25 protein-coding genes and 3 pseudogenes are annotated in these 24,451 nt (G+C 71.6%); 16 read left to right on the top strand and 12 right to left on the bottom strand.

The genetic code is table 11. The features are described from left to right. Nucleotides 1–75 precede the first annotated feature (75 nt). Entirely contained in the window at nucleotides 76–717 is a 642-nt protein-coding gene (locus ACFHWU_RS21885) for a class I SAM-dependent methyltransferase (RefSeq protein WP_416591432.1), read from the top strand. Between the two features lie 89 nt (nucleotides 718–806). Here ACFHWU_RS21885 and ACFHWU_RS21880 read toward each other — a convergent pair whose 3' ends face one another. Beyond that, nucleotides 807–1,172, bottom strand: a complete 366-nt coding sequence (locus ACFHWU_RS21880) for a hypothetical protein (protein ID WP_282234081.1) — start codon at nucleotides 1,170–1,172, stop codon at nucleotides 807–809. A 105-nt stretch (nucleotides 1,173–1,277) separates the two neighbouring features. On the opposite strand from ACFHWU_RS21880, the gene ACFHWU_RS21875 reads away from it, so the two are divergent. Further along, nucleotides 1,278–2,153, top strand: a complete 876-nt coding sequence (locus tag ACFHWU_RS21875) for a helix-turn-helix domain-containing protein (RefSeq protein WP_416567601.1) — start codon at nucleotides 1,278–1,280, stop codon at nucleotides 2,151–2,153. After that, nucleotides 2,131–2,376 (top strand): DUF397 domain-containing protein, encoded by a 246-nt coding sequence (locus ACFHWU_RS21870; protein ID WP_416567600.1) that lies wholly within the window; start codon nucleotides 2,131–2,133, stop codon nucleotides 2,374–2,376. Before ACFHWU_RS21875 ends, ACFHWU_RS21870 begins: the two co-directional genes overlap by 23 nt. A gap of 83 nt (nucleotides 2,377–2,459) precedes the next feature. Here ACFHWU_RS21870 and ACFHWU_RS21865 read toward each other — a convergent pair whose 3' ends face one another. Continuing rightward, complete coding sequence (locus tag ACFHWU_RS21865) at nucleotides 2,460–3,386, bottom strand: endonuclease domain-containing protein (RefSeq protein WP_416567599.1); 927 nt, start codon at nucleotides 3,384–3,386, stop codon at nucleotides 2,460–2,462. A gap of 155 nt (nucleotides 3,387–3,541) precedes the next feature. Then, nucleotides 3,542–3,874: a YnfA family protein gene (locus ACFHWU_RS21860; protein WP_282234084.1), complete on the bottom strand. Its 333-nt coding sequence runs from the start codon at nucleotides 3,872–3,874 to the stop codon at nucleotides 3,542–3,544. 186 nt (nucleotides 3,875–4,060) lie between these two features. Here ACFHWU_RS21860 and ACFHWU_RS21855 point away from each other — a divergent pair, with 186 nt between their 5' ends. The 3 genes from ACFHWU_RS21855 to aspS all read left to right on the top strand — a co-directional run bounded on the left by ACFHWU_RS21855 (nucleotide 4,061) and on the right by aspS (nucleotide 6,626). Further along, nucleotides 4,061–4,831, top strand: coding sequence for a methyltransferase domain-containing protein (locus tag ACFHWU_RS21855; RefSeq protein WP_416591431.1), 771 nt, complete (start codon nucleotides 4,061–4,063; stop codon nucleotides 4,829–4,831). Nucleotides 4,832–4,850: 19 nt separating this feature from the next. Further along, on the top strand, nucleotides 4,851–5,054 hold the full coding sequence (locus tag ACFHWU_RS21850) for a hypothetical protein (protein ID WP_416567597.1): 204 nt from the start codon (nucleotides 4,851–4,853) through the stop codon (nucleotides 5,052–5,054). A gap of 267 nt (nucleotides 5,055–5,321) precedes the next feature. Next, a complete protein-coding gene (gene aspS, locus ACFHWU_RS21845) occupies nucleotides 5,322–6,626 on the top strand; it encodes an aspartate--tRNA(Asn) ligase (protein WP_282234087.1) in 1,305 nt (434 codons plus the stop codon). 60 nt (nucleotides 6,627–6,686) lie between these two features. Here the strand turns inward: aspS and ACFHWU_RS21840 are convergent, their stop codons facing one another. Together ACFHWU_RS21840 and glpK are read right to left on the bottom strand one after the other, a co-directional pair. Then, complete coding sequence (locus ACFHWU_RS21840) at nucleotides 6,687–7,394, bottom strand: methyltransferase domain-containing protein (protein ID WP_416591430.1); 708 nt, start codon at nucleotides 7,392–7,394, stop codon at nucleotides 6,687–6,689. 205 nt (nucleotides 7,395–7,599) lie between these two features. Then, complete coding sequence (gene glpK, locus ACFHWU_RS21835; protein WP_416591429.1) at nucleotides 7,600–9,126, bottom strand: glycerol kinase GlpK; 1,527 nt, start codon at nucleotides 9,124–9,126, stop codon at nucleotides 7,600–7,602. Between the two features lie 84 nt (nucleotides 9,127–9,210). Here glpK and ACFHWU_RS21830 point away from each other — a divergent pair, with 84 nt between their 5' ends. Together ACFHWU_RS21830 and ACFHWU_RS21825 are read left to right on the top strand one after the other, a co-directional pair. Beyond that, nucleotides 9,211–10,185 (top strand): acetylxylan esterase, encoded by a 975-nt coding sequence (locus ACFHWU_RS21830; protein ID WP_416567594.1) that lies wholly within the window; start codon nucleotides 9,211–9,213, stop codon nucleotides 10,183–10,185. A 9-nt stretch (nucleotides 10,186–10,194) separates the two neighbouring features. Further along, nucleotides 10,195–10,906 (top strand): annotated as a pseudogene (locus tag ACFHWU_RS21825) (ribose-phosphate diphosphokinase); the annotation flags it as partial. On the opposite strand, the gene ACFHWU_RS21820 reads toward ACFHWU_RS21825, so the two are convergent. Beyond that, nucleotides 10,887–11,405, bottom strand: coding sequence for an ATP-binding protein (locus ACFHWU_RS21820; RefSeq protein WP_416552302.1), 519 nt, complete (start codon nucleotides 11,403–11,405; stop codon nucleotides 10,887–10,889). The pseudogene ACFHWU_RS21825 and the gene ACFHWU_RS21820 overlap by 20 nt on opposite strands. Before the next feature lie 138 nt (nucleotides 11,406–11,543). Between ACFHWU_RS21820 and macS the strand changes: the two genes are divergently transcribed. After that, on the top strand, nucleotides 11,544–12,746 hold the full coding sequence (gene macS / locus ACFHWU_RS21815) for a MacS family sensor histidine kinase (RefSeq protein WP_416552303.1): 1,203 nt from the start codon (nucleotides 11,544–11,546) through the stop codon (nucleotides 12,744–12,746). Between the two features lie 41 nt (nucleotides 12,747–12,787). Next, nucleotides 12,788–13,417: a response regulator gene (locus ACFHWU_RS21810; protein ID WP_416552372.1), complete on the top strand. Its 630-nt coding sequence runs from the start codon at nucleotides 12,788–12,790 to the stop codon at nucleotides 13,415–13,417. A 30-nt stretch (nucleotides 13,418–13,447) separates the two neighbouring features. On the opposite strand, the gene ACFHWU_RS21805 is transcribed toward ACFHWU_RS21810, so the two are convergent. Both ACFHWU_RS21805 and ACFHWU_RS21800 read right to left on the bottom strand, forming a co-directional pair. Next, nucleotides 13,448–14,029, bottom strand: coding sequence for a DUF5709 domain-containing protein (locus tag ACFHWU_RS21805; RefSeq protein ID WP_416591428.1), 582 nt, complete (start codon nucleotides 14,027–14,029; stop codon nucleotides 13,448–13,450). 28 nt (nucleotides 14,030–14,057) lie between these two features. Beyond that, complete coding sequence (locus tag ACFHWU_RS21800; protein ID WP_416567592.1) at nucleotides 14,058–14,525, bottom strand: hypothetical protein; 468 nt, start codon at nucleotides 14,523–14,525, stop codon at nucleotides 14,058–14,060. Between the two features lie 513 nt (nucleotides 14,526–15,038). Here ACFHWU_RS21800 and ACFHWU_RS21795 point away from each other — a divergent pair. Continuing rightward, nucleotides 15,039–16,286, top strand: a pseudogene (locus tag ACFHWU_RS21795) (glycosyltransferase); the annotation flags it as partial. Here ACFHWU_RS21795 and ACFHWU_RS21790 read toward each other — a convergent pair. The 4 genes from ACFHWU_RS21790 to aroA form a co-directional block, all read right to left on the bottom strand. Continuing rightward, on the bottom strand, nucleotides 16,262–17,350 hold the full coding sequence (locus ACFHWU_RS21790; RefSeq protein WP_416552373.1) for a hypothetical protein: 1,089 nt from the start codon (nucleotides 17,348–17,350) through the stop codon (nucleotides 16,262–16,264). The pseudogene ACFHWU_RS21795 and the gene ACFHWU_RS21790 sit on opposite strands and share 25 nt — an antisense overlap. A gap of 84 nt (nucleotides 17,351–17,434) precedes the next feature. Next, nucleotides 17,435–18,226 carry a histidinol-phosphatase gene (gene hisN / locus ACFHWU_RS21785; protein WP_123605243.1) on the bottom strand — a complete coding sequence of 264 codons (792 nt, stop codon included), beginning with the start codon at nucleotides 18,224–18,226 and terminating at the stop codon, nucleotides 17,435–17,437. 66 nt (nucleotides 18,227–18,292) lie between these two features. Beyond that, nucleotides 18,293–19,495 (bottom strand): ribosome small subunit-dependent GTPase A, encoded by a 1,203-nt coding sequence (locus ACFHWU_RS21780; RefSeq protein WP_416567591.1) that lies wholly within the window; start codon nucleotides 19,493–19,495, stop codon nucleotides 18,293–18,295. Then, entirely contained in the window at nucleotides 19,468–20,766 is a 1,299-nt protein-coding gene (aroA, locus tag ACFHWU_RS21775; RefSeq protein WP_416552306.1) for a 3-phosphoshikimate 1-carboxyvinyltransferase, read from the bottom strand. Before aroA ends, ACFHWU_RS21780 begins: the two co-directional genes overlap by 28 nt. 48 nt (nucleotides 20,767–20,814) lie before the next feature. Here aroA and ACFHWU_RS21770 point away from each other — a divergent pair, with 48 nt between their 5' ends. The 5 genes and pseudogenes from ACFHWU_RS21770 to rsrA all read left to right on the top strand — a co-directional run bounded on the left by ACFHWU_RS21770 (nucleotide 20,815) and on the right by rsrA (nucleotide 24,439). After that, the gene (locus ACFHWU_RS21770) at nucleotides 20,815–21,585 is read left to right on the top strand and encodes an SOS response-associated peptidase (RefSeq protein ID WP_416552307.1); all 771 of its coding nucleotides are present in this window, start codon (nucleotides 20,815–20,817) and stop codon (nucleotides 21,583–21,585) included. Nucleotides 21,586–21,836: 251 nt separating this feature from the next. After that, on the top strand, nucleotides 21,837–22,232 hold the full coding sequence (locus ACFHWU_RS21765) for a WhiB family transcriptional regulator (RefSeq protein ID WP_416552308.1): 396 nt from the start codon (nucleotides 21,837–21,839) through the stop codon (nucleotides 22,230–22,232). Nucleotides 22,233–22,282: 50 nt separating this feature from the next. After that, nucleotides 22,283–22,996 (top strand): alpha/beta family hydrolase, encoded by a 714-nt coding sequence (locus tag ACFHWU_RS21760; protein ID WP_416591427.1) that lies wholly within the window; start codon nucleotides 22,283–22,285, stop codon nucleotides 22,994–22,996. Between the two features lie 451 nt (nucleotides 22,997–23,447). Further along, nucleotides 23,448–24,149, top strand: a pseudogene (locus ACFHWU_RS21755) (sigma-70 family RNA polymerase sigma factor); the annotation flags it as partial. Between the two features lie 5 nt (nucleotides 24,150–24,154). Continuing rightward, complete coding sequence (rsrA, locus tag ACFHWU_RS21750) at nucleotides 24,155–24,439, top strand: mycothiol system anti-sigma-R factor (RefSeq protein ID WP_278174373.1); 285 nt, start codon at nucleotides 24,155–24,157, stop codon at nucleotides 24,437–24,439. The last annotated feature ends 12 nt before the right edge of the window (nucleotides 24,440–24,451 follow it).

Genomic DNA, 24,451 nt, shown 5'->3' with positions numbered 1-24,451 from the left:
AGGCGCTGCCGACCGGAATCTTGCGTAAACCGCAAGAGCCCTTCCGGTTTACGGGAGGCTCATTACCGTCGAGACATGAGCAACGACACCCACGCCGAGCATCCCGCGTTCAGCGCGCACTGGTGGGAGCAGCACTATCAGGCACACCCGACGGGACACGTCTCGCCAGGACCACAACTGGTCGCCGAGCTGGCGGACCTGCCCCCGGGTGCGGCGCTCGACGCGGGCTGCGGCACCGGCGCCGACGCGGTCTGGCTCGCCAGCCGAGGCTGGCAGGTGACCGCCGTCGACGCCTCGTCCACTGCGGTCGACCGCGCCGAGCAGCTCGCCGCGCAGCAGGAACCGGCCGTCGCGCAACGCATCACCTGGCTCACCGCCGACCTGACCAGCTGGGAGCCGGCGCAGCGCTACGACCTGGTGACCAGTCAGTACGTGCACCCCGACCTGCCGTTCGGCCAGTTCGTGGCACGGCTGGCCGCAGCCGTCGCCCCCGCCGGCACACTGCTGATCGTCGGCCACGACCACGCCGACACCCACTCGGCGGCGCACGCCCCGCAGGCCGCGTCGATCGGCCTCGACGCCGTCGTCGGCTCGCTGCCCGATGCACAGTGGGAGGTGGTGGTCGCGGAGTCCCGGAGCCGCGAGGTGCACCACGAGTCGAAGCAGCTGACAATCCACGACCTCGTCGTCCGCGCCCACCGCACGTCGTCACCCTGAAATAGCCAGGCTGTACGTTGCCGGGCTGGCCGATCACGGCCAGCCCGGCAGTCGTTCGTCGGTACGCATCTCGCCTTCCTGGCGGCGCGTCAGCTCCCGCCGTCGGCGTAGGGCAGCTCCACGTACGCCGTCCAGTAGCAGAGGTCGGCCCGGTGCTCGACCAGCGTGACCGGCTTGCCGCAGTGCTCGGAGATCAGCGTCGCCGCCTCGTCGAGGTCGGACACGTCCGCCTCCCAGTGGTGGTCCAGGTAGAGCTTGAGCCCTGGGTTCTCCCGGCCGAGGTCGAGGACCTCCGCTTCCTCCGGCGGCACCAGGATCACCGTGTAGCGGGCTGCCGTGTGCTCCGCCTCGCTGAGCTGTTCGGGCAGGTCCGGGCCGGGCCGGAAGCGGTCGATCACCGACGGGATCGGTCCCGGGCTGTCCGCCGGGTCGTACGCCCGCACCTTCACCAACATCACTGGCTCACCTCATTCATGCTGTGGCTTGCTGAGGAGCAACGTTGCGTACAACATGGCTACAGGGTTAGGCTCGTGTCAAGAGGTTGGGACAGGAGGATTTCGATGACCAAGCCGACGCCGCCCACAATTGCCATCCGCGGCCTCGCTGGCGAACTACGCGCGCTGCGGCAAGGTAGGAAGCTGAGTGTCCGTGGGGTGGCGGCGAGACTTGGCTGGCCGGCGTCGAAGTTGTCCAGGATGGAGACCGGCCGGCAGGGCAGCAAGCTGGAGGACGTCGCGTCCCTACTGGTCATCTACGGTGTCACCGGTGAGGAACGGCAGCGGCTGCTCGCCATGTCGGAGCGTTCCGAGCCCGGCTGGTGGGAGGTGCTGGGTGGTCTCCCGGTCGAGTCCCGGACGTTGATCCAGTTGGAGGCCGAGGCGTCGGCGATCGTCGACTTCGAGCCACTGCTTGTGCCGGGGCTGCTCCAGACCCCGGACTACACCAGGGCAGTCTTGCAAGGCTGCGGCGTTCCGGAGGCCGACGCGCAGACCAGAGTTACCGCTCGGCTTGGGCGCCAAGCCATTCTGGCGAGGTCCGAACCCCCGGCGCTGCATGCCATCCTGGACGAGTCGGCGCTGCGTCGGCCGCTCGGCGGTCCATGGGTGATGGGCCGGCAACTACGGCACCTTGTCGACGCCGCCGACCGCCCGAACGTCACCCTGCAGGTCGTGCCGTGGTCGGTTGGTGGCTACACGGGTCTGGACGGAGCATTCGCCATCTTGGACTTCCCCCGTAACCGGACGGTTGTGCACCTTGAGCACAAGATCTCCGGATTGTTCCTGGAGGAGCCCGAGCAGGTGAGCTTCTTTCGCGAGGAACTGGATAGGCTGCTCACGGTGGCGCTGAGCCCTGCCGAGTCGATCGACCTGGTGGCCCGGCTCGCGGGAGAACACGAGCGTGAGCGAGGCGAGGATGGACGCAGCCGAACTGCCTGACGGGACGTGGCGCAAGTCGAGCCGGAGCGGTTCAAACTCCAACTGCGTCGAGGTGGCTGGGCTTCCCGGGGTGGCTGGGTTCACTGACCAGGGTGTCTCTGGTGCGCTTGGCGTCGCGGTGCGGGACTCGAAGGATCCGTACGGCCCGGTGTTGTCCTTCTCCGGCGACTCCTGGACCGACTTCGTGACCGCCCTCCGGCGCGGCGGCCCCGCCTCGGCCTGACGTGCTCCGTGCCGAGGTGAGGCTGACGCACGTCAAATCGCGAAATGAGGTGCGCCAGCCTCACCTCGACGGGCGCGATGTGGTCAGGTGGCGCGTTCGGCGATCGCGCGCCGTACCTTTTGGGCGAGTTGTTCTTTTCGTCGGAGTACGTCGTCGGCCGTGAAGCGGAGCGCGATCCAGCCAGCTTCCCGCAGCGCGTTGAAGCGGTACACGTCCTTGCGGAACGCGGCCCGCTCCCGGTGATGGTCGCCTTCGTACTCGATGGCGATCCGCCACTGCGGGTACGCCAGGTCGACCCGGGCGACGAACCGCCCCTTGCCCGCAGAAAGAGCCTTTACCCTGTACTGCGGAGTGGGTTCCGGCAGGCCGGCGTCGTGCAGCAGCAAACGGAGCCGGCTCTCCATCGGTGATTCGCTCAACGGTTCCGCGAGAGCAAGAAGATCCCTGACCTGTAGCAGGCCGCGCAGCCCGGAGCGGGTGTCGATGTATGCGGCAAGGCTGTTGCGTGTGACAAGGCGGCGGTGGAGGAACGCGTCGAGGGCGCCGAGCGCAGCGGCACGCGGCAATGATCGGCCCAGATCGAACGCGGTACGGACTTCAGTGGTCAAGGGGAGCCCACTCAAGGAGGTGATGTCGTCCGGGGTGAGCGTCCGGGATGCGTACCTGATCCTGGGGTGCGGATCAGGTCGGGCGGTCTTCGGCAGCGCGACGTGCACCGGCACCACCGTCTGTCTCGGGCCGCGTAGCGGCAGAAGATCAATCCCCCAGAGAAAGGCCGCGCTGAGCTCGTGGATCGCCGCGCCGGGCGGCAGTCGTGCGGCGGCGGCTACACACCACATCCGGTGGTCCTCGGGTCGGTACGAACCTTCGTGCACGTAGACGTCGGGCAGGATGCGGCGCCAGTGCGGGCCGTTGAGCATCCGTCGGGTGATCAGGCCGGCGGCGATGGCGCGGCTGCCGGAGAACGGCTCGAAGCTCAACTCGCGGGGCACCGTGGCGGGGCGGGACATCGGACGAGCTTGCCGGGTCGTCGCCGTCGTTTCTGCCCGGTACGCCGGTCCAGTCGCGCATCCGACGCAAGACAACCACCGCAAGAGAAACCATCGCCGGCTCCAGACGCACCCGCCGGGTACAGGAGCACTGCCGGCAGCGTGGCCTTCGTAGTTCAGCCGCGTGGGGCGTACATGATGACGGCGACGCCGATCAGGCAGATCGCCGCGCCGGTGATGTCCCAGCGGTCCGGGCGGAACTTGTCCACGACGACGCCCCAGGCGAGTGAACCGGCGACGAAGACCCCACCGTAGGCGGCGAGGATCCGGCCGAAGTGCGGGTCCGGCTGCAACGACGCCGCGAACCCGTACAGCCCGAGCGCCATCACCCCGGCGGCGATCCACAGCAGGCCGCGGTGCTCCCGCCAGCCCTGCCAGATCAGCCAAGCCCCACCGATCTCGGCCAGCGCGGCGAGGACGAACAGGACGAGGGATCGCGCGACGGTCACGGCGCTGACCCTACCCAGACCTTCGCCGGCACCTGGGGCGCGCCGCACCGCTGTCGTCCGCCGCATCGAGGTGAGGCTGACACACCTCAAATCGCGAAATGACGTGCGTCAGCCTCACCTCGACGGTGTGACCACTCCGCACTTAATGACTTGCGTGCGTACGGAAACGCTTTGAGTATCGTGCCCATGACGAGCAGTGACCTGTGGGGTGAGCAGGCAGCACAGGGGTACGACCGCACCTCGGCAGAGATGTTCGCCCCACACGTGCTTACGCCGACAGTGGAGTTTCTGGCGCAGCTGGCCGGCACCGGCCCCGCGCTGGGGTTCGCGATCGGCACCGGCCGGGTAGCGATCCCGCTGTCCGCGAGGGGCATTGCGGTGAGCGGGATCGAGTTGTCGCAGCACATGGTGAACCAGCTGTGCCGCAAGGTTCCGCTGGCAGACGACCTGCCGGTCGTCGTCGGCGACATGGCGACGGCGACGGTTCCGGGGCGGTTCTCCCTGGTGTACGTCGTGTACAACAGCATCGGCAACCTGCGTACGCAGGACGAGCAGGTGGAGTGCTTCCGCAACGCCGCCCGGCACCTCTCGCCGGGTGGGCGGTTCGTCGTCGAGCTGTGGGTGCCGGGTATCCGGCGGTTCCCACCGGGGCAGTCGGCGGTGCCGTTCGAGGTGACGGATCGGCATGTCGGCTTCGACACCTACGACATGGTCACTCAGCAGGGCACCTCGCACCACTACCGCCGGCGCGACGACGGCAGCGCCAGGTACGGTGCCAGCAACTTCCGCTACATCTGGCCGGCCGAGTGCGACCTGATGGCCCGGCTCGCCGGCCTGGAGCTGGAGCGGCGGGTAGCGGACTGGGACGGCTCGCCGTTCACCTCCGACAGCGAGAAACACGTCTCCGTCTGGCGCATGCCATCGACTGGCCCGGGGAGCGAGACCGATGAAAGATAGCGGGAACATCGTCGGTGAGGTGGCCGCTGACGCCGATTCCGATCGGCGTGCCAAGCTGCTGGAATCCCTTCGTGATCTACTCGACCGGCTCGACGTCGACCTCATCGAGCAGGACGAAGCCGACGACCACCAGACTCTCGCCGATGGCGGTCGGAATCTGGATGCGGACGGCGACGCCCTACCGCTAACGTCGACAGGCAACAGCGATGACGGAGCCGAGTAGCGGTTGCGCCACCGGAGTGACAGAGAGCCGCCCGCAGCTGAGAGGGCGGACTCCGGCCCAGCCGTGAAGACCCTCCTGAGCTGCGGGAAAGAACGGCCCGTCCGGGCTCAGTAGACTCCCGCCGACTCGCCCACGTCACGGGTAAGCGAAGGCCGCGCCACGCGTATACCACGCGGTGGCGCGGTGAAGGTGTGGTGGCACCGCGAGGATCCCGCTCGCCCACACCTCTCTGGGGACGCGTTGCGCACACCGGAGGAGGTCATCACCATGCAACGCATCCTTTCCGCTGCTCTTCCCGACTTCGTCGAAAAGCCCGTACGGCTGGCTGGCTGGATTCACCGGCGGCGAATGCTGAAATCCGTCGCGTTCCTGATCCTGCGCGACGCCGCCGGGCTCGCCCAGGTCGTCGTCACCGACCCGGCGGTACGGGCGCAGCTCGAACGACTGCCGGAGGAGACCACGGTCGCCGTCACCGGCACCGCGACCGCCCAGCCGGCCGCCCCCGGCGGCGTCGAGGTCACCGGCCCGACGATCACGCCGCTGACCGACCCGGCGGCACCCGTACCGTTCGATCTGTATCGGCCGGACCTGCGGGCCACCCTGCCGACGATCCTGGACCACGCGCCGGTCGCGCTGCGGCACCCGAAGCTGGCCGCCACGCACCGGATCGCGGCCGCCGCCGTCGCCGGCTTCCGAAAAACACTCACGACGATGGGTTTTGTCGAGATCCACACCCCGAAGATCGTCGGTACGGCGACCGAGAGCGGCGCGAACGTCTTCGCCCTCGACTACTTCGGTCGGCGGGCCTATCTGGCCCAGTCACCGCAGCTCTACAAGCAGATCATGGTCGGTGTCTTCGAACGGGTCTTCGAGGTCGGTCCGGTGTTCCGGGCCGAGCCGAGCGACACCGCCCGGCACCTGGCGGCGTACACGTCGCTCGACGCCGAACTCGGCTTCGTCGACGACCACCGGGACGTGATCGCCGCCTGCCACGCCACCGTCGCCGGGATGCTGACGGCGGTCGCCGAACACGCCGGGCCGGCGCTGGAACTGCTCGACGTACGGCTGCCGGCGCTGCCGGCCGACCCGGTGATCGTGCACTTCGTCGACGCTCTCAACATGATCAGCGCGGCGACCGGCCGGGACGTCACCGGCGAGCCGGACCTGGCCCCGGAGCACGAACGCTGGCTGGGGGAGTGGGCGCTGCGCGAGCACGGCAGCGACTTCGTCTTCGTCGAGGGCTATCCGACCCGGCACCGGGCTTTCTACACCCACCCGGACCCGGCCCGGCCCGGCCACTCCCGGGCCATCGACCTGATCTTCCGGGGCGTGGAGCTGGTCAGCGGCGGGCAGCGGCTGCACCGGTACGGCGACTACGTCGACGCGCTCGCCGAGCGGGGCGAGACCGACCTCACCCCGTACGCCGGTTACCTGGACGCGATGCGGTACGGCATGCCGCCGCACGGCGGCTTCGCGTTCGGGTTGGAGCGGTTCGTGGCCCGGCTGCTCGGCGTACCGAACATCCGGCAGGTCACCCTCTTCCCGCGCGACCTGCACCGCCTCACCCCCTGACCCTCGACGGTGTCGTCCGGTGTCCCGTGACCAGCGGGGCACCGGACGACATCAGGCCGGTCAGGGTCGCCGGAGCCGGACAGCGACGAAGGACGGCGACCGGTGCAGCTTGCGGTAGGCCGCCTCGTCGACGTCACACAGGCTGGGTACCGGGCGTGGTTCGACGAACCGCTCCAGGCGCAACCCGGCGTCCAGCAGCTCGCCCAGGAACGTTTCCAGCGTCATGCGTTGGTAGCGGATCGACAGCGGGCCGCCGGACAGCGGGAGGTCCACCCAGTCGTCGGCGAAGTACGAGCCGCCGAAGTGCCGCCAGTCGGCGGTCGGATGGGTCGTGGAGACCAGCAGCCACCCGCCCGGCCGCAGCACCCGTCGTAGCTCGCCGAGCAACTGTCGTCGGTTGGCGACGTGGTGCAGCATCAACGCGCACACCACCCCGTCGAACGACGCGTCGTCGATGAAGTCGAGCGGATCCTCGGCGTCGTGCCGGTGCAGGTCGGCCCGGTCGCCCAACCTGCGCTGGGCGTGCGCCAGCAGCGTCGCGCTGCCGTCGATCCCGACGACCTCGGCACCGCGCGACAGCAGCTCCGCCGCGTAGTGCCCGGCCCCGCAGCCGACATCAAGGATCCGCTGCCTGGCGACGTTCCCGGCGATGTCCCCGGCGAGGGCGAGCATCGCCGGCCGGTCGGTGTAGGCGTTGTACGGGCTGGTGTCGGCGTGTCGGGCGAAGTGGTCGCCGAGCTCGTCGTCGTACGCGGTGCGGGCGGGCATCCGGACAGCATCCCGCCGTGCGCCGTCCAATGCGAACTGTTCAGCCGCGCCCGGTTGCCGGCTACGGGAACTCAAGGTGCCTTCGCGGGTTTGATGCCACAGGTGCATCTTGATGCACCTGTGGCATCAAACCCGACGAGTAGACCGCCCCGAAGAGATGACGCTACGTAGATCTCCGAAAGCTGAACGGCGTTTCGGCTGGTCGTCAGTCGTCGACCCAGTCGAGGGTGCGGCTGACGGCCTTGCGCCACTGGCCGTACTCCCGGTCCCGGTGCGCCGACGACATCGCCGGCCGCCAGTGCGCGTCGGCCCGCCACTGGGCGCGTAGCGTCGCCAGGTCCGGCCAGAAGCCGACCGCCAGCCCGGCCGCGTACGCCGCGCCCAGGCAGGTGGTCTCGCTCACCGCCGGGCGCACCACCGGCACGTCGAGCACGTCGGCGAGGAACTGCATCAGCAGCTCGTTGGCGGTCATCCCGCCGTCGACCCGTAGCCGGCGCAGCGCCACGTCGGAGTCGGCGTTCATTGCGTCGACCACCTCCCGGGTCTGCCACGCGGACGCTTCCAGCACGGCCCTGGCCAGGTGCCCCCTGGTGATGTAGCCGGTCAACCCGGCGACCACGCCCCGGGCGTCGGCCCGCCAGTGCGGGGCGAAGAGTCCGGAGAACGCCGGCACGATGTAGCAGCCGCCGTTGTCGTCGACGCTGCGGGCCAGCTGCTCGATCTGCGCCGCGCTGGAGATCAGGCCCAGGTTGTCGCGCAGCCACTGCACCAGCGAGCCGGTCACCGCGATCGCGCCTTCTAGCGCGTAGTGCGCCGGGGCGTCACCGATCTGGTACGCCACCGTGGTCAACAGTCCGTGCTGCGAGGTGACCGCGCTCGTACCGGTGTTGAGCAGCAGGAAACTGCCGGTGCCGTAGGTGCATTTTGCCTCGCCGGGCTGGAAGCAGGTTTGCCCGAACAGCGCCGCCTGCTGGTCGCCGAGCGCGCTGGCCACCGGTACGCCGGCCAGCGCCCCGCCGGCGACGTCGGCGTCCGCCGTACCGTAGATCGTGGCTGACGGGGCGATCTCCGGCAGCATCGCGGCCGGAATGCCCGCTGCGGACCGGATCTCGTCGTCCCAGCGCAGCGTGCGCACGTCCATCAGCAGGGTACGGCTGGCGTTGGTGACGTCGGTTACGTGCCGGCCGGTGAGCTTCCAGATCAGCCAGGACTCCATCGTGCCGAACAGCACCTCGCCGTGTTCGGCCCGCTCGCGCAGCCCGTCGACGTGTTCCAGCAGCCACATCGCCTTCGGTCCGGCGAAATACGTGGCCAGTGGCAGCCCGGTGCGTTCCCGCAGCCGCTGCTCGCCGACGGCCGCGCCGAGCCGCTGCAGCTGCGGCCCGGTGCGGGTGTCCTGCCAGACGATCGCGTGGTGCACCGGCCGACCGGTGGCCCGGTCCCATACCACGGTGGTCTCCCGCTGGTTGGTGATGCCGATCGCGGCCAGCCCACCCGGTGGGAGGTCGGCATCGGCCAGCGCCTGCCGGACCATCTGCTCGACGTTGGCCCAGATTTCCTCGGCGTCGTGCTCCACCCAGCCGGGGCACGGGAAGATCTGCCGGTGCTCCCGTTGGGCCATGGCGACGATCGCGCCGGCGGCATCGAAGACGATGCACCGCGACGAGGTGGTGCCCTGGTCGATGGCGGCGACGTACCGTCCGGCGGCGGCTACGCTGGTCTGCTCCGTCATCGGGCCAGTATGGCCGTAGTCAGGGCCGGCATGGCCGCAGACATCGGCCCCCGTAGGATCGGCCGGCGCTGGTAGCGTGCCGCCATGGCCTGGTTCGATCTTCCCCTCGATCAGCTGCGGCGCTACCAGCCTGAGCTGTCACCCCCGGCGGATCTGCGCGAGTTCTGGGACGAGACGCTGTCCGACGCCCGGTCGATGGCGGTGCCGCCGGTGGCGACCCCGGTGGAAACCGCGCTGCGCATGATCGACACGTACGACGTCAGCTTCACCGGCTTCGCCGGCCAGGAGATCAAGGGCTGGCTCAACGTGCCGTCGGGCGCCGCCGGGCCGCTGCCGGTCGTCGTCGAGTTCATCGGGTACGGCGGCGGCCGCGGCCGCCCACACGAGTGGCTGCTGTGGGCCTCGGCCGGCTTCGCCCACCTGATCATGGACACCCGGGGCCAGGGCGGGTCGTGGCGCGGCGGGGACACCCCGGACGCCGGGCCGGACGGGTCCGGGCCGACCACTGCGGGCTACCTGACCCGGGGCGTGCTGGACCCGGCCGGCTACTACTACCGCCGGCTGATCACCGACGCGGCCCGAGCGGTGGAGATCGCCCCTGAGCTGCCCGGTGTCGACCGGTCCCGGATCGCTGTGGTCGGGACCAGCCAGGGCGGCGGATTGGCGCTGGCCGCCGCCGCGCTCGCCGGCGACCGGGTCGGCGCGGTGGTGTCCCGGGTGCCGTTCCTGTGCCAGATCCGCCGCGCCGTCACGATCACCGACGCCGACCCGTACAACGAGCTGGTCCGGTTCTGCCGGATCCAGCCGGAGCGGGCTGCGGCGGTGTTCGCCACCGTCGACTACGTCGACGCCGCCCACCTGGTGCCGTGGGCCACCGCCCCGGCGCTGTTCAGCGCGGCGCTGATGGACCAGACCTGTCCGCCGTCGACGGTCTTCGCCGCCTACCACGCGTACGTCGGTCCGAAGGAGATCGAGGTGTACGAGTGGGACGGGCACGAGGGTGGCCGGGCGCACTTCGACCAGTTGTCGATCGAGTTCGTCCGCAAACAGCTCGGTTGAGCCCGGCCCAGGGTCTCGTCGGCCGGGCGGATCACCGTGGTGCTGCCGCACTACGCGTACGCCCGGTCGGACAAGCAAGAAGGACGCCCCACGGATCTCGATCGGTGCCCGACTCGTCGCCGACCTGTTGGTCTCCGCCGGTGCCGACCGGGTGCTCGCGATGACGCTGCACTCCCCGCAGGTGCACGGCTTCTTCAGCGTCCCCGTCGACCACCTGCACGCGCTGCGTGAGCTCGCTGCGCACTTTCACGACCACGATCTGACCGACACCGTGGTCGTCTCACCCGACCTGGGCAACGCCAAGGAGGCCGCCGCCTTCGCCCGGATGCTCGGTCTGCCGGTCGCGGCCGGGGCCAAGCAGCGGTTCAGCGACGACCGGGTGCAGATCAGCGCGGTGATCGGCGACGTCGTCGACCGCGACGTGATCGTCCTCGACGACGAGATCGCCAAAGGCAGTACGGTGATCGAGCTGATCGACCACCTGCGGGAGCTGAAGGTCCGGTCGATCCGCATCGCCTGCACCCACGGGCTGTTCTCCAGCGGTGCGCTGGACCGACTCAGCGACCAGGACGGCGTACTGGAGATCGTCTGCACGAACACGGTGCCGATTCCGGCCGCCAAACGGGTGCCGAAGCTGCAGGTGCTCTCCGTCGCGCCGGCACTGGCCGAGGCGATGCGCCGGATTCACAACGGCGAGTCGGTCAGCGCCCTGTTCGGCTGACCGGATCGTCCACCCCGGCCCCGGACGCCGCAGTCTCGGACACCCCGGCTCCGGACGCCGCAGTCTCGGACAACCTGAGGCTGATCCGTACCGTGGTGCCCTCCGTGCCGGTGGCGACCGCCATGGTGTCGGTCAACCGCTCGGTGAGCCACAGCCCCCAGCCGCCCGCCGTGTTCGGCGCTGGGCGGTCCCGGTTGCGCAGCCGGTCGGACCCGATGCCCTGCCCGTTGTCGGCGACCTCGCAGTACATCGACTGTGTGTCACGCCACATCCGCAGCCAGCCCTGGCCGCCGCCGTGCCGGACCGCGTTGGTGATCAGCTCGTTGACGGCCAGCACGAAATCGTCGAGCCGCTGGCCGCTCATCCCGGCCGAGCCGGCGCACGATGCGACGTGGTGTCGCAGGTCAGTGACCTGCGACCGGTCGAAGGCCTCGCTGAGCAGATCCATCGGGTCGATAGGCACGACCGTACGCGATGACGGGGGATCTGCGTCGGTCATGGCCCATCCGGCTGCTGATCGTCAGTGCTTTCGCGGCATTCTCACCCTACGTTGACCTGTGGGGAAATGCACATCGGTCCGGGCGTGTCCGGCCGCCCAGCCCTCGCCGGCCGCCCGGCTGTGTGCCATCGTCGGCGGGTGCGGCAGAGCCCCGCCCCGGTGGGCACCCTGATCGTCCCGTTGTGGCGGGCCCTCGCGGTGTTCCGGTTCACCGCCCTCGGCTATGTGCTGGTGCTGTACGTGCGCAACGTAGCCGACTACGCCCATCCGCTCGTCGCCGTCCCGGTCCTGCTCGGCATGATCGCCTGGACGGTCGCCGCCACCTGGGCGTACGCCCGGCCCCGACTGCGCCGCTGGCCGCTGCTCGCCGTCGACCTGTTCGTGGCGTTGGTCCCGCTGCTGGTCAGCCCATGGATCATCGGGCGGCCCGCGTTGGTCGACGGAGTGCCGACCATCGCGGTTGCCTGGCTGGCCGGTCCGGTGCTGGCCTGGGCGGTCGCCGGCGGCCGGCGGCTCGGGGTGACCGCTGCCCTGGTGCTGACCGCCGCCGACCTCGCGGTTCGGGACCGGCTCACCGAGTCGTCGGTCACTCCCGGTGTGCTGATGCTGCTGGCCGGCATCGCCGTCGGGCACGTGGCCCGGCTGATCGGCGCGGCCGAGGACCGGTTGCAGCGGGCGGTCGAGCTGGAGGCGGCGACCCGGGAGCTGGCCGCCGCGACCCGGGAGCGGGAACGGCTGGCCCGCGACATCCATGACTCGGTGCTGCAGGTGCTGGCAATGGTTGCCCGGCGCGGGGCCGACCTCGACGGCGAGGCCGGTCAGCTGGCCCGGCTCGCCGGGGAGCAGGAGGCCGCGTTGCGGGCGCTGGTCACCAGCCGGGTCACCGTACCGCCGGACAAGCCCGCCGCGACGGTGGCGTTCGACGCCGGGCCGGTCGACCTGCGGTCCGTGGTCAACGGGTACGCGTCGTCGCGGGTCTCGGTCGCCACCCCGGCCGACCCGGTGCTGCTGCCCGGTCGGCTCGCCGCCGAGCTCGGCGCGGCGCTCGGTGCCGCGGTCGACAACGCGGTGCGCCACGGCGGTCCGCAGGCGCGGGTGTGGGTCCTGGTCGAAGAGGAGCCGGACGCGGTTACCGTGTCGGTCCGGGACGACGGGTGCGGCATCCGACCCGGTCGGCTGGCGGAGGCGGCCGCGCAGGGTCGGCTCGGGGTGAGCCAGTCGATCGAGGGGCGGGTCGCCGAGATCGGCGGCACGGTACGGGTCGTCTCGCAGCCCGGCGCGGGCACCGAGATCGAGCTGCGGGTGCCGAGCCCGGATACGACGGCGGAGGAGTACGGGTGACGGCAAGTGGGGCAGCGGGCGCGGGGGAGCCGATCCGGGTGATGGTGGTCGACGACCACCCGATGTGGCGGGAAGGGGTGGCCCGGGACCTGGCCGAGGCCGGCCACGAGGTGGTCGCGACCATTGGGGAGGGACGCCAGGCCGTGCGGATCTGCGCGGCGGCCCGACCCCAGGTGGTGGTGCTGGACCTGCAGCTGCCCGACATCTCCGGGGTGGAGGTGATCCGCGGCATGCTGGCCGAGCAGCCCTGCGTACGAGTGCTGATGCTGTCGGCCAGCGGAGAACAGCAGAGCGTGCTCGACGCGATCAAGGCCGGCGCGACCGGCTACCTGCTCAAGTCGGCCGGCCCAGAGGAGTTCCTCGACGCGGTCCGCCGGACCGCGACCGGGGAGCCCGTCTTCACGCCGGGCCTGGCCGGACTGGTGCTCGGCGAGTACCGCCGGCTGGCCGCTACCGCGCGACCCGCCGGGGACGAGCCCCGGCTCACCGACCGGGAGACCGAGGTGCTGCGACTGGTCGCCAAAGGGCTGTCGTACAAGCAGATCGCCGGCCGGCTGGGGCTGTCCCACCGGACGGTGCAGAACCACGTGCAGAACACCCTGGGCAAGCTGCAGCTGCACAACCGGGTGGAGCTCACCCGGTACGCGATCGAACAGGGCCTCGACGACTGACCGACTGGCCGGCCGGGCCGGCCGCTGCTGTCAACGGTCGATCGGGTGGTCCTCGGGGGCCTCGGTCTCGTGCACCGCCAGCTCCTCGGCACTGGCCCCACCACCGGCGGCCCCGGCGTCGGCCGCCACCGAGTCCGGTTCCTCGTCGGTGTGCGCCCCCTCGTCGGCTTCCACCAACCGTCCCACCGTCCCGTTGTCCGCCCCACCGAGCCGGCCGTGGTCGTAGATCGAGACCGGTGAGTCCGGATCTGAGTACGGGCCGGGGTCAAGCACGTCGGCGTCGCGTTGCGCCTGGGCGGCGGCCTGTTCGCTGTTGGCCTCGTCGCCGAGCGCCTGGTCGACCGGCCCGCTGAGTGGATCGTCAACCGGCCTGCCGAGCGCCTCCCGGGCGAGTTTGTAGTCCAACGACTCCCCGTCGAGCTGCTCCTGGGCGGTGTTGCCAAAGTGGTCCACCGCCACCGGCACGTCGCCCGGGATGCTCTCCGGGTCCGGGCCGTCGGCCTCGCGGCCGCTGGCCACGTCGTCGTACGCGGTCGAGTCGTCGTCCGCGGTCTGCGGGATCCCTTCGGACTCCGGGTCGGAAACCGGCCGGGGGAAGTCGTCTGTACGCATGCCGTCCCATTACCCGGGTCGGTGGCGGTCACACACCTGGTTGGGGCGGGTCGGGGCGGCGTCGCTCCGGCGGCGGCCTTTCGTCACCGTCCGCGCCGGTCGGCACGGTCGGGTCGCCGACCGGCGCTGCCGGCGTCGCCGTGGTCCGACCGGCCGGCACCTGGTACGGGTGCGAGGCGGTGGTCGCCGATGATCCGCTCACCACGCCGGCGGCGAATTCCTCGTCCGCAGGGCGCCCCGGGTGGTACCCGAGGTCGGTCCCGGGCCGTTGGCCGGCCGGCGCCACCGCGGGCCGTACCCGTACCGGCCCGGTGGCCGCCGGGTGCGTCGCCGGCTGGTCCACCGCGGCGCCGGCTGTCGGCTGGTCCACGGTCGGCCCCGTCGTGACGTCGGTTCCACCGGACCTGGTCCGCCTGCCGACCAGGTAGCCGACCGCCACCCCGGCCAGCAGCAGGGCGAGCCGGGCCGGGCCGGTCGAACTGTCGCGCCGTACCACTGTCAGTCTCCGTCCTGTGGATGGTCCGCCGGATCGATGGCTGCCCAGACGAGTTTGCCGCCTCGCAGCCGGGTGCAGCCCCACCGCAGCGCCACCGAGTCGACCAGCTGCGGCAGCTCCCACCGGCGACAGCCCTCGGCGAGCAGCGACCGCGTGCCGGTCCAGCACCCCGACCAGCCGGATCACCGGATCGGTCGGGTCACACTCCAGCGCGCATCGCAGGTCGGTAGGCACGTTCCTCCTCCCGGCGCCCCGCACCAGCCCGGCGCTGCGGACGACAAACCGATCGTCCGCCGTCCCGACGTACCCGTTGGGCGGAAGCGGCTGCTCTGCGTCCAGTCGCTGCCATGCGTACGGGTACCCCGATTTGGGCGTGTCATACCACCGGTGTGGGTCGTCGCACCTCACCCGTGGCCCTCACCCGAGGGTGGTGCTCGTCGGAACCGGAGGAATCCTCGTACCGCAGGGGTTAGAAAGAACCGCTAGCACCCGTGACGAGCAACGGAGGTGAAGATGCGCGTCGGTCTGGTGTCTGCCCACGACGGAGCTGCGATGGGTCACCCCGTACACCGTGACCTCGCACAGCGTGACCGCGCACAGCGTGACCCCGGACGTCTCGACACCGCCGGGCAGCCGGTCACCGGCACCCGGCAGCACATCGCCCGGCTCGCCACCGAACTGGCTGCTCTCGGTCACGAGGTCCGGGTCTACCAGCGGCGGACCGGGCCGGGCGAGCCGGACGGCGAGTCGTCGGACGGCTACCAGCTGATCCGGGTGCCGGTCGGTCCGCCGACCCGGCTGGGCACCGCCGACCTGCTGGCCCACCTGCCGGAGTTCAGTCGCTGGCTGGCGGGTCAGTGGGACGACGGGGAGTGGACGCCGGACGTGGTGCACGGGCACTTCTGGCCGGGTGGTCTCGCGGCGGCCAGCGCGGTCGGCCGCAGCCGGATCCCGCTGGTGCAGACCTTCCACAGCATCGGTAGTCAACAGCAGCGGCAGCTGGGTACCGGCTACCAGGGTCCGCGGCAACGGATCGCGCTCGAGCAGGCGCTGTGCCGGGTGGTCGACGCGGCCGTCGCGCAGTGCACCGAAGAGGTGGACGAACTGGCTCGGATGGGACGTGACCGCGCATCGGTCGCGATGATCCCACCTGGAGTGGACACCACACGGTTCGCGCCAGACCCCGCGCCGCCGGTACGGCGGCGTCGCCGGCTGCTCGCCGTCGGCGACCTCACCCCCGGCTCCGGGCATGACGAGCTGATCGGCGCGCTCCGGCTGGTCGGCGACGTCGACGTGCTCATCGTCGGCGGGCCCGACCGGGCCGAGCTGGTTGGGCATCCGGACGCCCGGCGGCTGCGGGATGTGGCCACCCGGTACGGGGTGGCCGACCAGATCGAACTGCTCGGGGCGGTACCGGCCGGGGAGATGCCGCAACTGTACCGGTCGGTCGACGTGGTCGCCTGCACCAGTCGGTACGTGCCGGTCGGCACGGTGGCATTGGAGGCGATGGCGTGCGGCGTGCCGGTGGTGGGGTACGCCCACGGCGGGGTGGCCGACTGCGTGGTGGACGCGGTGACCGGTCGGCTGGTGCCGCCCGGCGATGTCCGGGCGCTCGGCGTCGCGCTGCGGCGGCTGCTCGCCGACGAGGCCGAGCGGTTCGCGTACGGGCACGCGGCCGTCGACCGGGTCCGGTGCCGGTACGGCTGGGACCGGACCGCTGCCGCCATCGAACGGCTTTACCAGCGGGTGCTCGGGTCGCGCCACGGCGGCCCGGTGCCGGCCGGGTCGAGCGGCGTCGTCTCCGGGCAGTTGCCCGACGGTGATTCGGTCGAGCCGGTCGACGTGGAGATCGATCTGGCGGCGATCGATGCCACGGCGCCGCTGGAGGCGACCGCGCCGGCGGAGGCGACCGCCACGCCGGTCCGGGCCGGCTGACCTGTGCTGTCGGTGTCTGGCCCGCCGCTGACCCTAACCGGCCGGCCTGCCCGGCCTGGTCCGCCGGCCCAGGCCGGCTGTGCCGTCTCGGGTGCGTGCTGAGTCGTCGCGTACCGGGTCAGGCCGAGCACGGCGGCCAGCGTGATGAGGAAACCGACCGCGGCCAGCCATTCGCGTCCGGGCCAGATCTTGTCGTTGAGTAGCAGCAGGCCGACGATGGCGGCCGGGACCGCGCCCGCCGCGTCCATCGCAGCGATGGCGGCGGTGACCGAACCGCGCTGCATCGCCAGGCCGATCAGCCACTGACCGATGGCTGAGTGCGCGATCAGCAGGTAGAGCAGCGGCTCGGTGACCAGGTCGCGGTAACTGGCGGTGCCGGCGAGCGGCCGGGAGGCGACCGCGGCGGCGGAGAAGGCGAACCCGGCGAGCAGTCCGAGCAGGACGGCCGCGGCCGGGCCGTCGAGTCGGGCCGCCCCGGCACCGCAGGCGGCGATCAGCAGGCCAGCGAGGGCGATGACGGCCACCGCACGGGGGCCGAGTGGGTGCGCCGGCGCGGGTCGGGCGGCGACGACCAGCGCGGTTACTCCGACCAGCAGCAGCACCAGCAGGACTACCTCGGCGGTCGGCAGCCGCCAGCCCAGGGTCAGTACCCCGAGCAGCGCCGTCACGCCGAGAGCGGCGGCCACGCTCGCCTGGACCAGGAACAGCGGCAGGTCCCGCCGGGCGAGGAAGGCCAACACGAAGGCGAGGCACTGGCAGCCGAGGCCGATCAGGTACACCGGCTGCCGGGCGAGTCGCAGCAGCAGACCGGGGTCGAAGCAGCGACGGACCGTGGTGCGGGCGGCGGCCACCGCCTGGAAGAGGTGTGCGACGCCGTACGTGGCAATCATCGCCGCGAGGAAACACCAACCGGTCGACGTCACCCGGCGAGGATAGACGGTCGCTCAATCTGCTCCACCTGAGACCGGCTGCGGTCAGCTGAGCCGGTGCAGCAGATCGGAGTGCAGCCTGCCGTTGCTGGCCACGGCGCTGCCGCCGGCCGGGCCGGCCCGGCCGGTCAGGTCGGTGAAGGTGCCACCCGCCTCGGTGACGATGGGGATCAACGCGGCCAGGTCCCACAGTGACAGCTCCGGTTCGACCATCGCGTCCACCGCGCCCTCGGCGACCAGCATGTAGCCGTAGAAGTCCCCGTAGGCCCGGCTGCGCCACACCGACCGCATGATGTCCAACATCGCCGGTAGTCGCCCGGACTCCTCCCAACTGGTCAGCGAGGAGTAGCAGAAGCTGGCGTCGGCGAGGCGGCGGACCCCGGAGACCTGGATCGCGGTCGCGGCGGCCGTGTGCCGTCCTGCGTACGCTCCGTGACCGATCGCGGCCCACCAGCGTCGGCCCAGCGCCGGTGCCGAGACCAGGCCGACCACCGGCTGGTCCCCCTCCATCAGGGCGATCAGCGTCGCCCAGACCGGTACGCCCCGGATGAAGTTCTTGGTGCCGTCGATCGGGTCGATCACCCACTGCCGGTTGCCGGGCCCCGCCGCCGCGACCGACGCGCCGAACTCCTCACCCAGCACGCCGTCCCGGGGTCTGGTCCGGGCCAGGGTGGCGCGCAGCGCCTTCTCCACGGCGGTGTCCGCGTCGGAGACCGGTGTGAGATCCGGCTTCGCTTCGACCCGCAGGTCGAGCGCCCGGAACCGGGCCATCGACATCGAGTCTGCGGTGTCGGCGAGTAGATGGGCGAGGGAGAGATCGTCGGCGTACCGGGCCATGGCGGGAAAGGTATCTGATTACTCACCGCAATGGTCGGATGTCCCACCGCGTAAGGTCCGGCCCGCTCACCCGCGGGTCGCGCTACGGCCGGTCTCGGTATCCCCGGACCGCGAGTCCAACAGCCGCCGGTACGACGCCAGCCGGCGCGGATCGGCGTTGCCGGCCGCCACCCAGCCGGCCAGCCGGCACTGGCCGGCGTCGCCGGTGTGCTCGCAGTTCGGCGGGCAGTCGAGGCTCCCCTCGACCAGATCGGCGAAGCCGTGCAGCAGGCTCTCGGCCGACACGTGGGCCAGCCCGAAACTGCGTACGCCGGGCGTGTCGACGATCCATCCGGGGTCGCCGGCCGGAACGACCCGCGCGTCGGCCCGACTCCCCGCACCGGCACCGTCGTCGGCCGACGTGTCGGCCTCGTCAGGCGACGCGCCGGAGTACGGCAGCCGCAGGGCTACCGCGCTGGACGAGGTGTGCCGTCCCCGGCCGATCGCGCTGACCGTGCCGACCGCTCGTAACGCCTCCGGCACGAGCCGGTTGACCAGCGTGCTCTTGCCTACCCCGGAGTGCCCGACCAGCACCGACAGTCGACCGGCCAGGCGGTGCCGCAGGTCGGCCAGGTCACTGCCGGGTCGGCACAGCACGTACTCCAGGTCGAGGTCCCGGTAGTAGTCGACGACCGGCGCCGGGTCGGCCAGGTCGGCCTTGGTCAGGCAGAGCAGCGGGTCGATCCCGGCGTCGTACGCGGCGACCAGGCAACGGTCGATGAATCCGGTCCGGGGCGGCGGGTCGGCCAACGCGCTGACGATCACCAGTTGGTCGGCGTTGGCGACGACCACCCGCTCCAGCCGGCCCTCCGGGGTGGTTTCGTCGTCGTCGGCGGTACGGCGCAGCACCGAGGCCCGTTCGTCGATCCGGACGATCCGGGCGAGACTGCCGGCGTCACCCGAGACGTCGCCTACCAACGCGACTCGGTCGCCGATCACCACCGCGCGCCGACCGAGCTCCCGGGCCCGCATCGCGGTCACCACCGGAGGCGGGTCGGCGACCGGCTGCGGAGCCTGCGGGCCGGTGAGTACGCAGCCGTAGCGGCCCCGGTCGACCGTGACCACGAAACCGTCGACCGCGTCGTCGTGCGCCGGCCTGGTGCGGGTACGCGGCCGGGACGACCGGCGCGGTCGTACCCGCACGTCGTCCTCGTCGTACTCCCTGCGCCTGCCGGCCAGGATCTGCTCCTCTCCCGTCGCGGTCAGTCTCCTGCCGCCACCGCCGACCATAGTGCCGGAAATTCCGGCAGCGTCTTGGCCGTGCACCCGACGTCGGTCAACTCGACGCCCGGCACCGCCAGGCCGAGCACAGCGGCGGCGTGCGCCATCCGGTGGTCGTCGTAGGTGCGGAACACTGCGCCGTGCAGCGGTTTGGGGGCGATCTCCAGCCCGTCGGGCAGCTCGGTCACCGCGGCGCCGAGCCCGGTCAGCTCGGCGGCGAGCGCCGCCAGCCGGTCGGTCTCGTGTCCACGGATGTGGGCGACGCCGGTCAGCCGTGACGGCGCGTCGGCGAGCGCGGCGAGCGCGGCGAGCACCGGAGTGAACTCGCTGACCTGGCGCAGGTCGACGGTGACGCCGCGCACCGTGCCGGTGCCCCGGACGGTCAGCCCGTTGCCGTCGACCGTGACCGAGCCGCCGAGCTGCTCGATCAGCTCGATCAGCAGGCCTACCGGCTGGGCGCTCTGCGCCGGCCAGTCGGCCAGCGTGACCGTGCCGCCGGTGACCAGCGCGGCGGCGAAGAAGGGCAGCGCGCCGGACAGGTCGGGCTCGATCGGCCAGTCCCGCCCGCGCAGTTCGCCCGGCTCGACCCGCCAGGTCTGTGGCACCGAGTCGTCCACCACCGCGCCGGCGGCGCGCAGCATCTCGACGGTCATCGCGATGTGCGGGGCGGACGGCAGCACCGCCCCGGTGTGTCGGACCAGCACCCCGCCGGTGAACCGGGGCGCGGCCAGCAGCAGCCCGGAGACGAACTGGCTGGACTTCGAGGCGTCGACCTCGACCGCACCGCCGGTGACCTGTCCGGTGCCGTGCACGGTGATCGGCAACCCGCCGGTCGGCGCGGCGTCGATGCGCAACCCGAGGTGGCGCAGGCCGTCGAGCAGCGGGCCGAGCGGGCGAGCCCGGGCTTGCGGGTCGCCGTCGAAGGTGACCGGACCGTCGGCCAGCCCGGCCACCGCCGGCAGGAACCGCATGATGGTGCCGGCGAGGCCGACGTCGACGTGTGTCGGGCCGTGCAGTGCGGCCGGGACGACCGGCCAGCGCTGCGCGGAGCCGGTCTCGATCCCGGTGCCCATCGCGGCCAGGCCGGCGGCCATCAGCGTGGTGTCCCGAGCCCGGAGCGGGCGGACGACGCTGCCGGGGGCGGTGCCGAGCGCACTCAGCACCAGGGCGCGGGCGGTCATCGACTTCGAGCCGGGCAGTCGGAGGGTGGACCGGATCGGCCCGGCGGCGCGGGGTGCGGTCCATGGCTGGTGCGGCGGGACACTGCTGAGTTCAGGCACCCGTACAGTGTGCCAACCACGCCGGGCCGACCAACTAGCCTGGGCACCATGTGCGGGCGGTACGCGACCACGCGCAGCGCGGCGGATCTCTCCGCGTTGTTCGAGGCGCTGGACGACACGGGCGGCTCGCTGGCGGCCGACTACAACGCGGCACCCACCGATCCGGTGCCCATCGTGCGGCTGTCCCGAGGTGACCGGACCGACCAGCCGCAGCCGGTAGCCGAGCCGGCGGTTGCCCGACGGGTGGTGAGCGTGGCCCGGTGGGGCCTGGTGCCGCCGTGGGCGGCCGACCCTCGGATCGGCACCCGCATGATCAACGCGCGGTCGGAGACGGTCGCGTCCAGTAGGGCGTTCGCGCCGTCGTTCGCCCGTCGTCGCTGTCTGGTGCCGGCCGACGGCTGGTACGAGTGGGTACGCCCGGCCGGTGTCCGGCGCGGTGGCGGGCAGCCGTACTTCATGACCCCGGTCGACGGCCGGGTACTGGCGTTCGCCGGTCTCTGGTCGGTTTGGGGCCGGCCGGACCCAATGATCACGAGCAGTGTGATTACCACCGCGGCGGTCGGGCCGCTCGCCGAGGTTCATGATCGAATGCCGCTGTTGCTGCCGGAGGACCGCTGGGCCGAATGGCTCGACCCGGAAGTGGACGGCACCGCCCTGCTGGCTGCGCCGAATGACAATTACCTGGACTGCATCGAGATTCGGCCGGTGGGTACGACGGTGGGCAACGTCCGTAACAACGGCGCTGAACTGGTGCGACGGGTAGCTCCGGGGAGCGGGTCGGGGCCGGCCGGTCCGGCGCCGCATCCGGAGCTCTTCTGAGCCTGCGGATGGTACCGCTCCCAGGCTCGGCGGTGACGCCGGGGTCCTACTTCCGGTGATCAGCCGACCGCGCGGGCGGGGGTTTGCCAGTGTTGGGACCGAATCGCCGGGACGTATTTTCCCCAGAATCGATGCAGGCCCTTGTCTATGCCTGCCGAAGTGCGATAGAAACCAGCGCCGACAGTGGATTCCGATTCGCCGCAAACCAACGACGTTGATCATTGTCTTAGATCCCACGGGGGAGGTGGGTAATGACCCGGGCGCGAATGCCCCGTCCACATGAGGTCGCAGCCGCGCGGCGCGACCCCAGGCTGCTCACAGCGATGGCGGAACGCCGCCTCGACGAAGCCTGGCGGACTCGCGGGGTCTGTCAGAGCGTCGACCCGGAGACGTTCTTCCCCGCGCCGAGCGAACCGGCCGATGCCGCAGTCGCGCTCTGCCGTACCTGTCCGGTCCAGGGGCCGTGCCTGGCCTGGGCACTCGACGCCGGGGACAGCCACGGCGTCTGGGGGGCGACGACCCCGCGGGAACGCCGAGCCATGCAGGTGGCCTGGCGGGGCTCCGGCGATGGTCCGGATCCCGGTCCGGTCGACGAAGCCGGCCCGCCGGTCCGCGACCGGTTACTCACCCTGGTGCCGCTGAGCTGATCGGGGCGTTGCCAGGCGGGTACGCCCGGCGACCACGGCACAATGGTCCGGTGAAGCGAAGCGACCCGGACCAGCCGAAGGCGATGGACCCGGGTGAACCGGTGGGCCGGGGCGAGCCGGCCGACCCGGGCGCACCCGTGGACCCGGGCGCTGACCGGCGGTCGGTGCCGACGCCGCGCGGCACCGCCTGGGTCGACCTGACGGTGCCGCCGGTGCCCCCGGCCGGTCTGCTGGTGCTCGGGCACGGTGCCGGCGGTGACGTGACCGCCGCCGACCTGTCGGCGCTGCGCTCGGCGGCGTCCCGGGCAGCGGTGGCGGTGGCCCTGGTCACCCAGCCGTACCGGGTCGCCGGTCGGCGGGCTCCCGCGCCGGCACACCACCTGGACGAGGCCTGGCATGCCGTGGTCACCGAGACGGTCGCCGGATTCACCCCCGCGCCACCGCTGATCGTCGGCGGACGGTCCAGCGGCGCGCGGGTGGCCTGCCGTACGGCTGCGGCGGTGCACGCCGACGCGGTCGTTGCCCTCGCCTTCCCGCTGCACCCGCCCGGGCGGCCGGAGCGGACCCGGGCGGACGAGCTCGACACCGGCCGGCCGACGCTGGTGGTGAACGGCGATCGCGACCCGTTCGGGGTGCCGCCCCCGGCGGCCGGCCGCGACGTGGTGATCAGGCCGGGTGAACGGCACGATCTGCGGGTCGACCCGGCCGGCACGGCCGACGTGGTGGTCGACTGGCTGGTCCGGCACGGCTGGGCGGGCCGGTGACCGCACGCCCCGGGCCGTGTCCGGTGCCCGGTAGCCGTCGTTGCATCGGATGTCCGCGACGCCGAGCCGGCGTCCGGAGCGCCGCGGTGGCGACACCGCCGCGGGAACTCCCAGGCCCTTCCCGGTTCCGGAGCCCGTCACCGGGTTCCGGGGCCGGGACGGGTTGGAATGCGTTACCACCCGGCCCGCGTTACTACCCCGGGAGCTCAGTCTCGACGAAGGGGTGGAACCGGTGCGCATCCACATACGCGGCGCGACGCAGCCTGCGGGCCAGCACGACGGGGGCCGTCGGCTGCGGGACGCCTTCGAATGGTCACCCGAGTTGCGGCCCCTGGAAGGGCTCGCCGCGCCGGGGCCGTTCCGACCCCATGGACCGGTCCGGCCGGCGTCAGCCACCCGGCGGGTCGGTGAGTCGACCTTGCGCCGGACAGGTCAGCCTGCCACACGACCGGTGAGTACGGGCACACCTGGCCGAACCGCGACGGCCGGTCAGCCTTTGCGCGTATCCTCGGCGGGACAGTCGAGGGGGGACGAGCGGTTGACCCGATCAGAGCGGACAGACGAGCGGCGCGCGCGGTTCGAGCGTGACGCATTACCCTTCGTCGATCAGTTGTACGCGGCCGGGCTGCGGATGACCCGTAACCCGGCCGACGCCGAGGACCTGGTGCAGGAGACGTACCTCAAGGCGTTCTCCGCCTTCCACCAGTTCGAGGAGGGCACCAACCTCAAGGCCTGGCTCTACCGCATCCTGACGAACACCTACATCAACTCCTACCGTCGGCGGCAGCGCCAGCCGGTGCAGGCGCCGACCGAGGAGATCACCGACTGGCAGCTCGCCGCCGCCGAGTCGCACACCTCCAGCGGACTGAAGTCCGCCGAGACCGAGGCGCTGGAGCGGCTGCCGGACAGCGATATCAAGCAGGCCCTGCAGCAACTGCCGGAGGATTTTCGGCTCGCCGTCTACCTTGCCGACGTCGAGGGCTTCTCCTACAAGGAGATCGCCGACATCATGGGGACTCCGATCGGGACGGTCATGTCCCGGTTGCACCGCGGGCGGCGGAATCTGCGCGGGATGCTGGAGCGCTACGCCTCCGACCGAGGCCTCAACCGGGTCCACTCGACCAAGCCCGCCGCGGCCGGCCAGGAGGTGTGACGATCGTGCAAGGCGGTGACTCGTTCGACCAGGACTGCCGTCAGGTGCTCGCCGAGGTCTACCTGTACCTGGACCTGGAGTGTGCCGAGGAGCGGCGGGAACTCATCCGGCACCACCTCGACGAGTGCTCCCCGTGCCTGCGGGAGTACGGCATCGAGCAGGAGGTCAAGGCACTCGTCGCGCGTTGCTGTGGCAACGAGACGGCGCCGGCCGAGTTGCGGGACCGGCTGCGCGCCAAGCTCAGCGAGTTCGTGTTCGACACGGACTCGCGGGAGTACCTGCCGGACTGACCCTGCTGCGGG

Source organism: Micromonospora sp. LOL_015, assembly GCF_048060275.1.
GTDB lineage: Bacteria > Actinomycetota > Actinomycetes > Mycobacteriales > Micromonosporaceae > Micromonospora_E.
Note: the sequence above shows the minus strand (reverse complement) of the source record. Positions and strands in the feature narration are given on the sequence as shown.

Bases quoted from the DNA above. Each gene is read 5' to 3' on its own strand.
- aspS (WP_282234087.1), top strand. From the start codon at position 5,322: ATGCAACGCATCCTTTCCGCTGCTCTTCCCGACTTCGTCGAAAAGCCC.
- ACFHWU_RS21790 (WP_416552373.1), bottom strand. From the start codon at position 17,350: ATGATTGCCACGTACGGCGTCGCACACCTCTTCCAGGCGGTGGCCGCC.
- ACFHWU_RS21880 (WP_282234081.1), bottom strand. From the start codon at position 1,172: ATGTTGGTGAAGGTGCGGGCGTACGACCCGGCGGACAGCCCGGGACCG.
- glpK (WP_416591429.1), bottom strand. From the start codon at position 9,126: ATGACGGAGCAGACCAGCGTAGCCGCCGCCGGACGGTACGTCGCCGCC.
- ACFHWU_RS21820 (WP_416552302.1), bottom strand. From the start codon at position 11,405: ATGACCGACGCAGATCCCCCGTCATCGCGTACGGTCGTGCCTATCGAC.
- hisN (WP_123605243.1), bottom strand. From the start codon at position 18,226: ATGGCCCGGTACGCCGACGATCTCTCCCTCGCCCATCTACTCGCCGAC.
- ACFHWU_RS21855 (WP_416591431.1), top strand. From the start codon at position 4,061: ATGACGAGCAGTGACCTGTGGGGTGAGCAGGCAGCACAGGGGTACGAC.
- ACFHWU_RS21830 (WP_416567594.1), top strand. From the start codon at position 9,211: ATGGCCTGGTTCGATCTTCCCCTCGATCAGCTGCGGCGCTACCAGCCT.
- ACFHWU_RS21780 (WP_416567591.1), bottom strand. From the start codon at position 19,495: ATGGTCGGCGGTGGCGGCAGGAGACTGACCGCGACGGGAGAGGAGCAG.
- ACFHWU_RS21840 (WP_416591430.1), bottom strand. From the start codon at position 7,394: ATGCCCGCCCGCACCGCGTACGACGACGAGCTCGGCGACCACTTCGCC.
- ACFHWU_RS21870 (WP_416567600.1), top strand. From the start codon at position 2,131: ATGGACGCAGCCGAACTGCCTGACGGGACGTGGCGCAAGTCGAGCCGG.
- ACFHWU_RS21885 (WP_416591432.1), top strand. From the start codon at position 76: ATGAGCAACGACACCCACGCCGAGCATCCCGCGTTCAGCGCGCACTGG.
- ACFHWU_RS21765 (WP_416552308.1), top strand. From the start codon at position 21,837: ATGACCCGGGCGCGAATGCCCCGTCCACATGAGGTCGCAGCCGCGCGG.
- ACFHWU_RS21805 (WP_416591428.1), bottom strand. From the start codon at position 14,029: ATGCGTACAGACGACTTCCCCCGGCCGGTTTCCGACCCGGAGTCCGAA.
- ACFHWU_RS21875 (WP_416567601.1), top strand. From the start codon at position 1,278: ATGACCAAGCCGACGCCGCCCACAATTGCCATCCGCGGCCTCGCTGGC.
- ACFHWU_RS21810 (WP_416552372.1), top strand. From the start codon at position 12,788: ATGGTGGTCGACGACCACCCGATGTGGCGGGAAGGGGTGGCCCGGGAC.
- ACFHWU_RS21865 (WP_416567599.1), bottom strand. From the start codon at position 3,386: ATGTCCCGCCCCGCCACGGTGCCCCGCGAGTTGAGCTTCGAGCCGTTC.
- ACFHWU_RS21770 (WP_416552307.1), top strand. From the start codon at position 20,815: ATGTGCGGGCGGTACGCGACCACGCGCAGCGCGGCGGATCTCTCCGCG.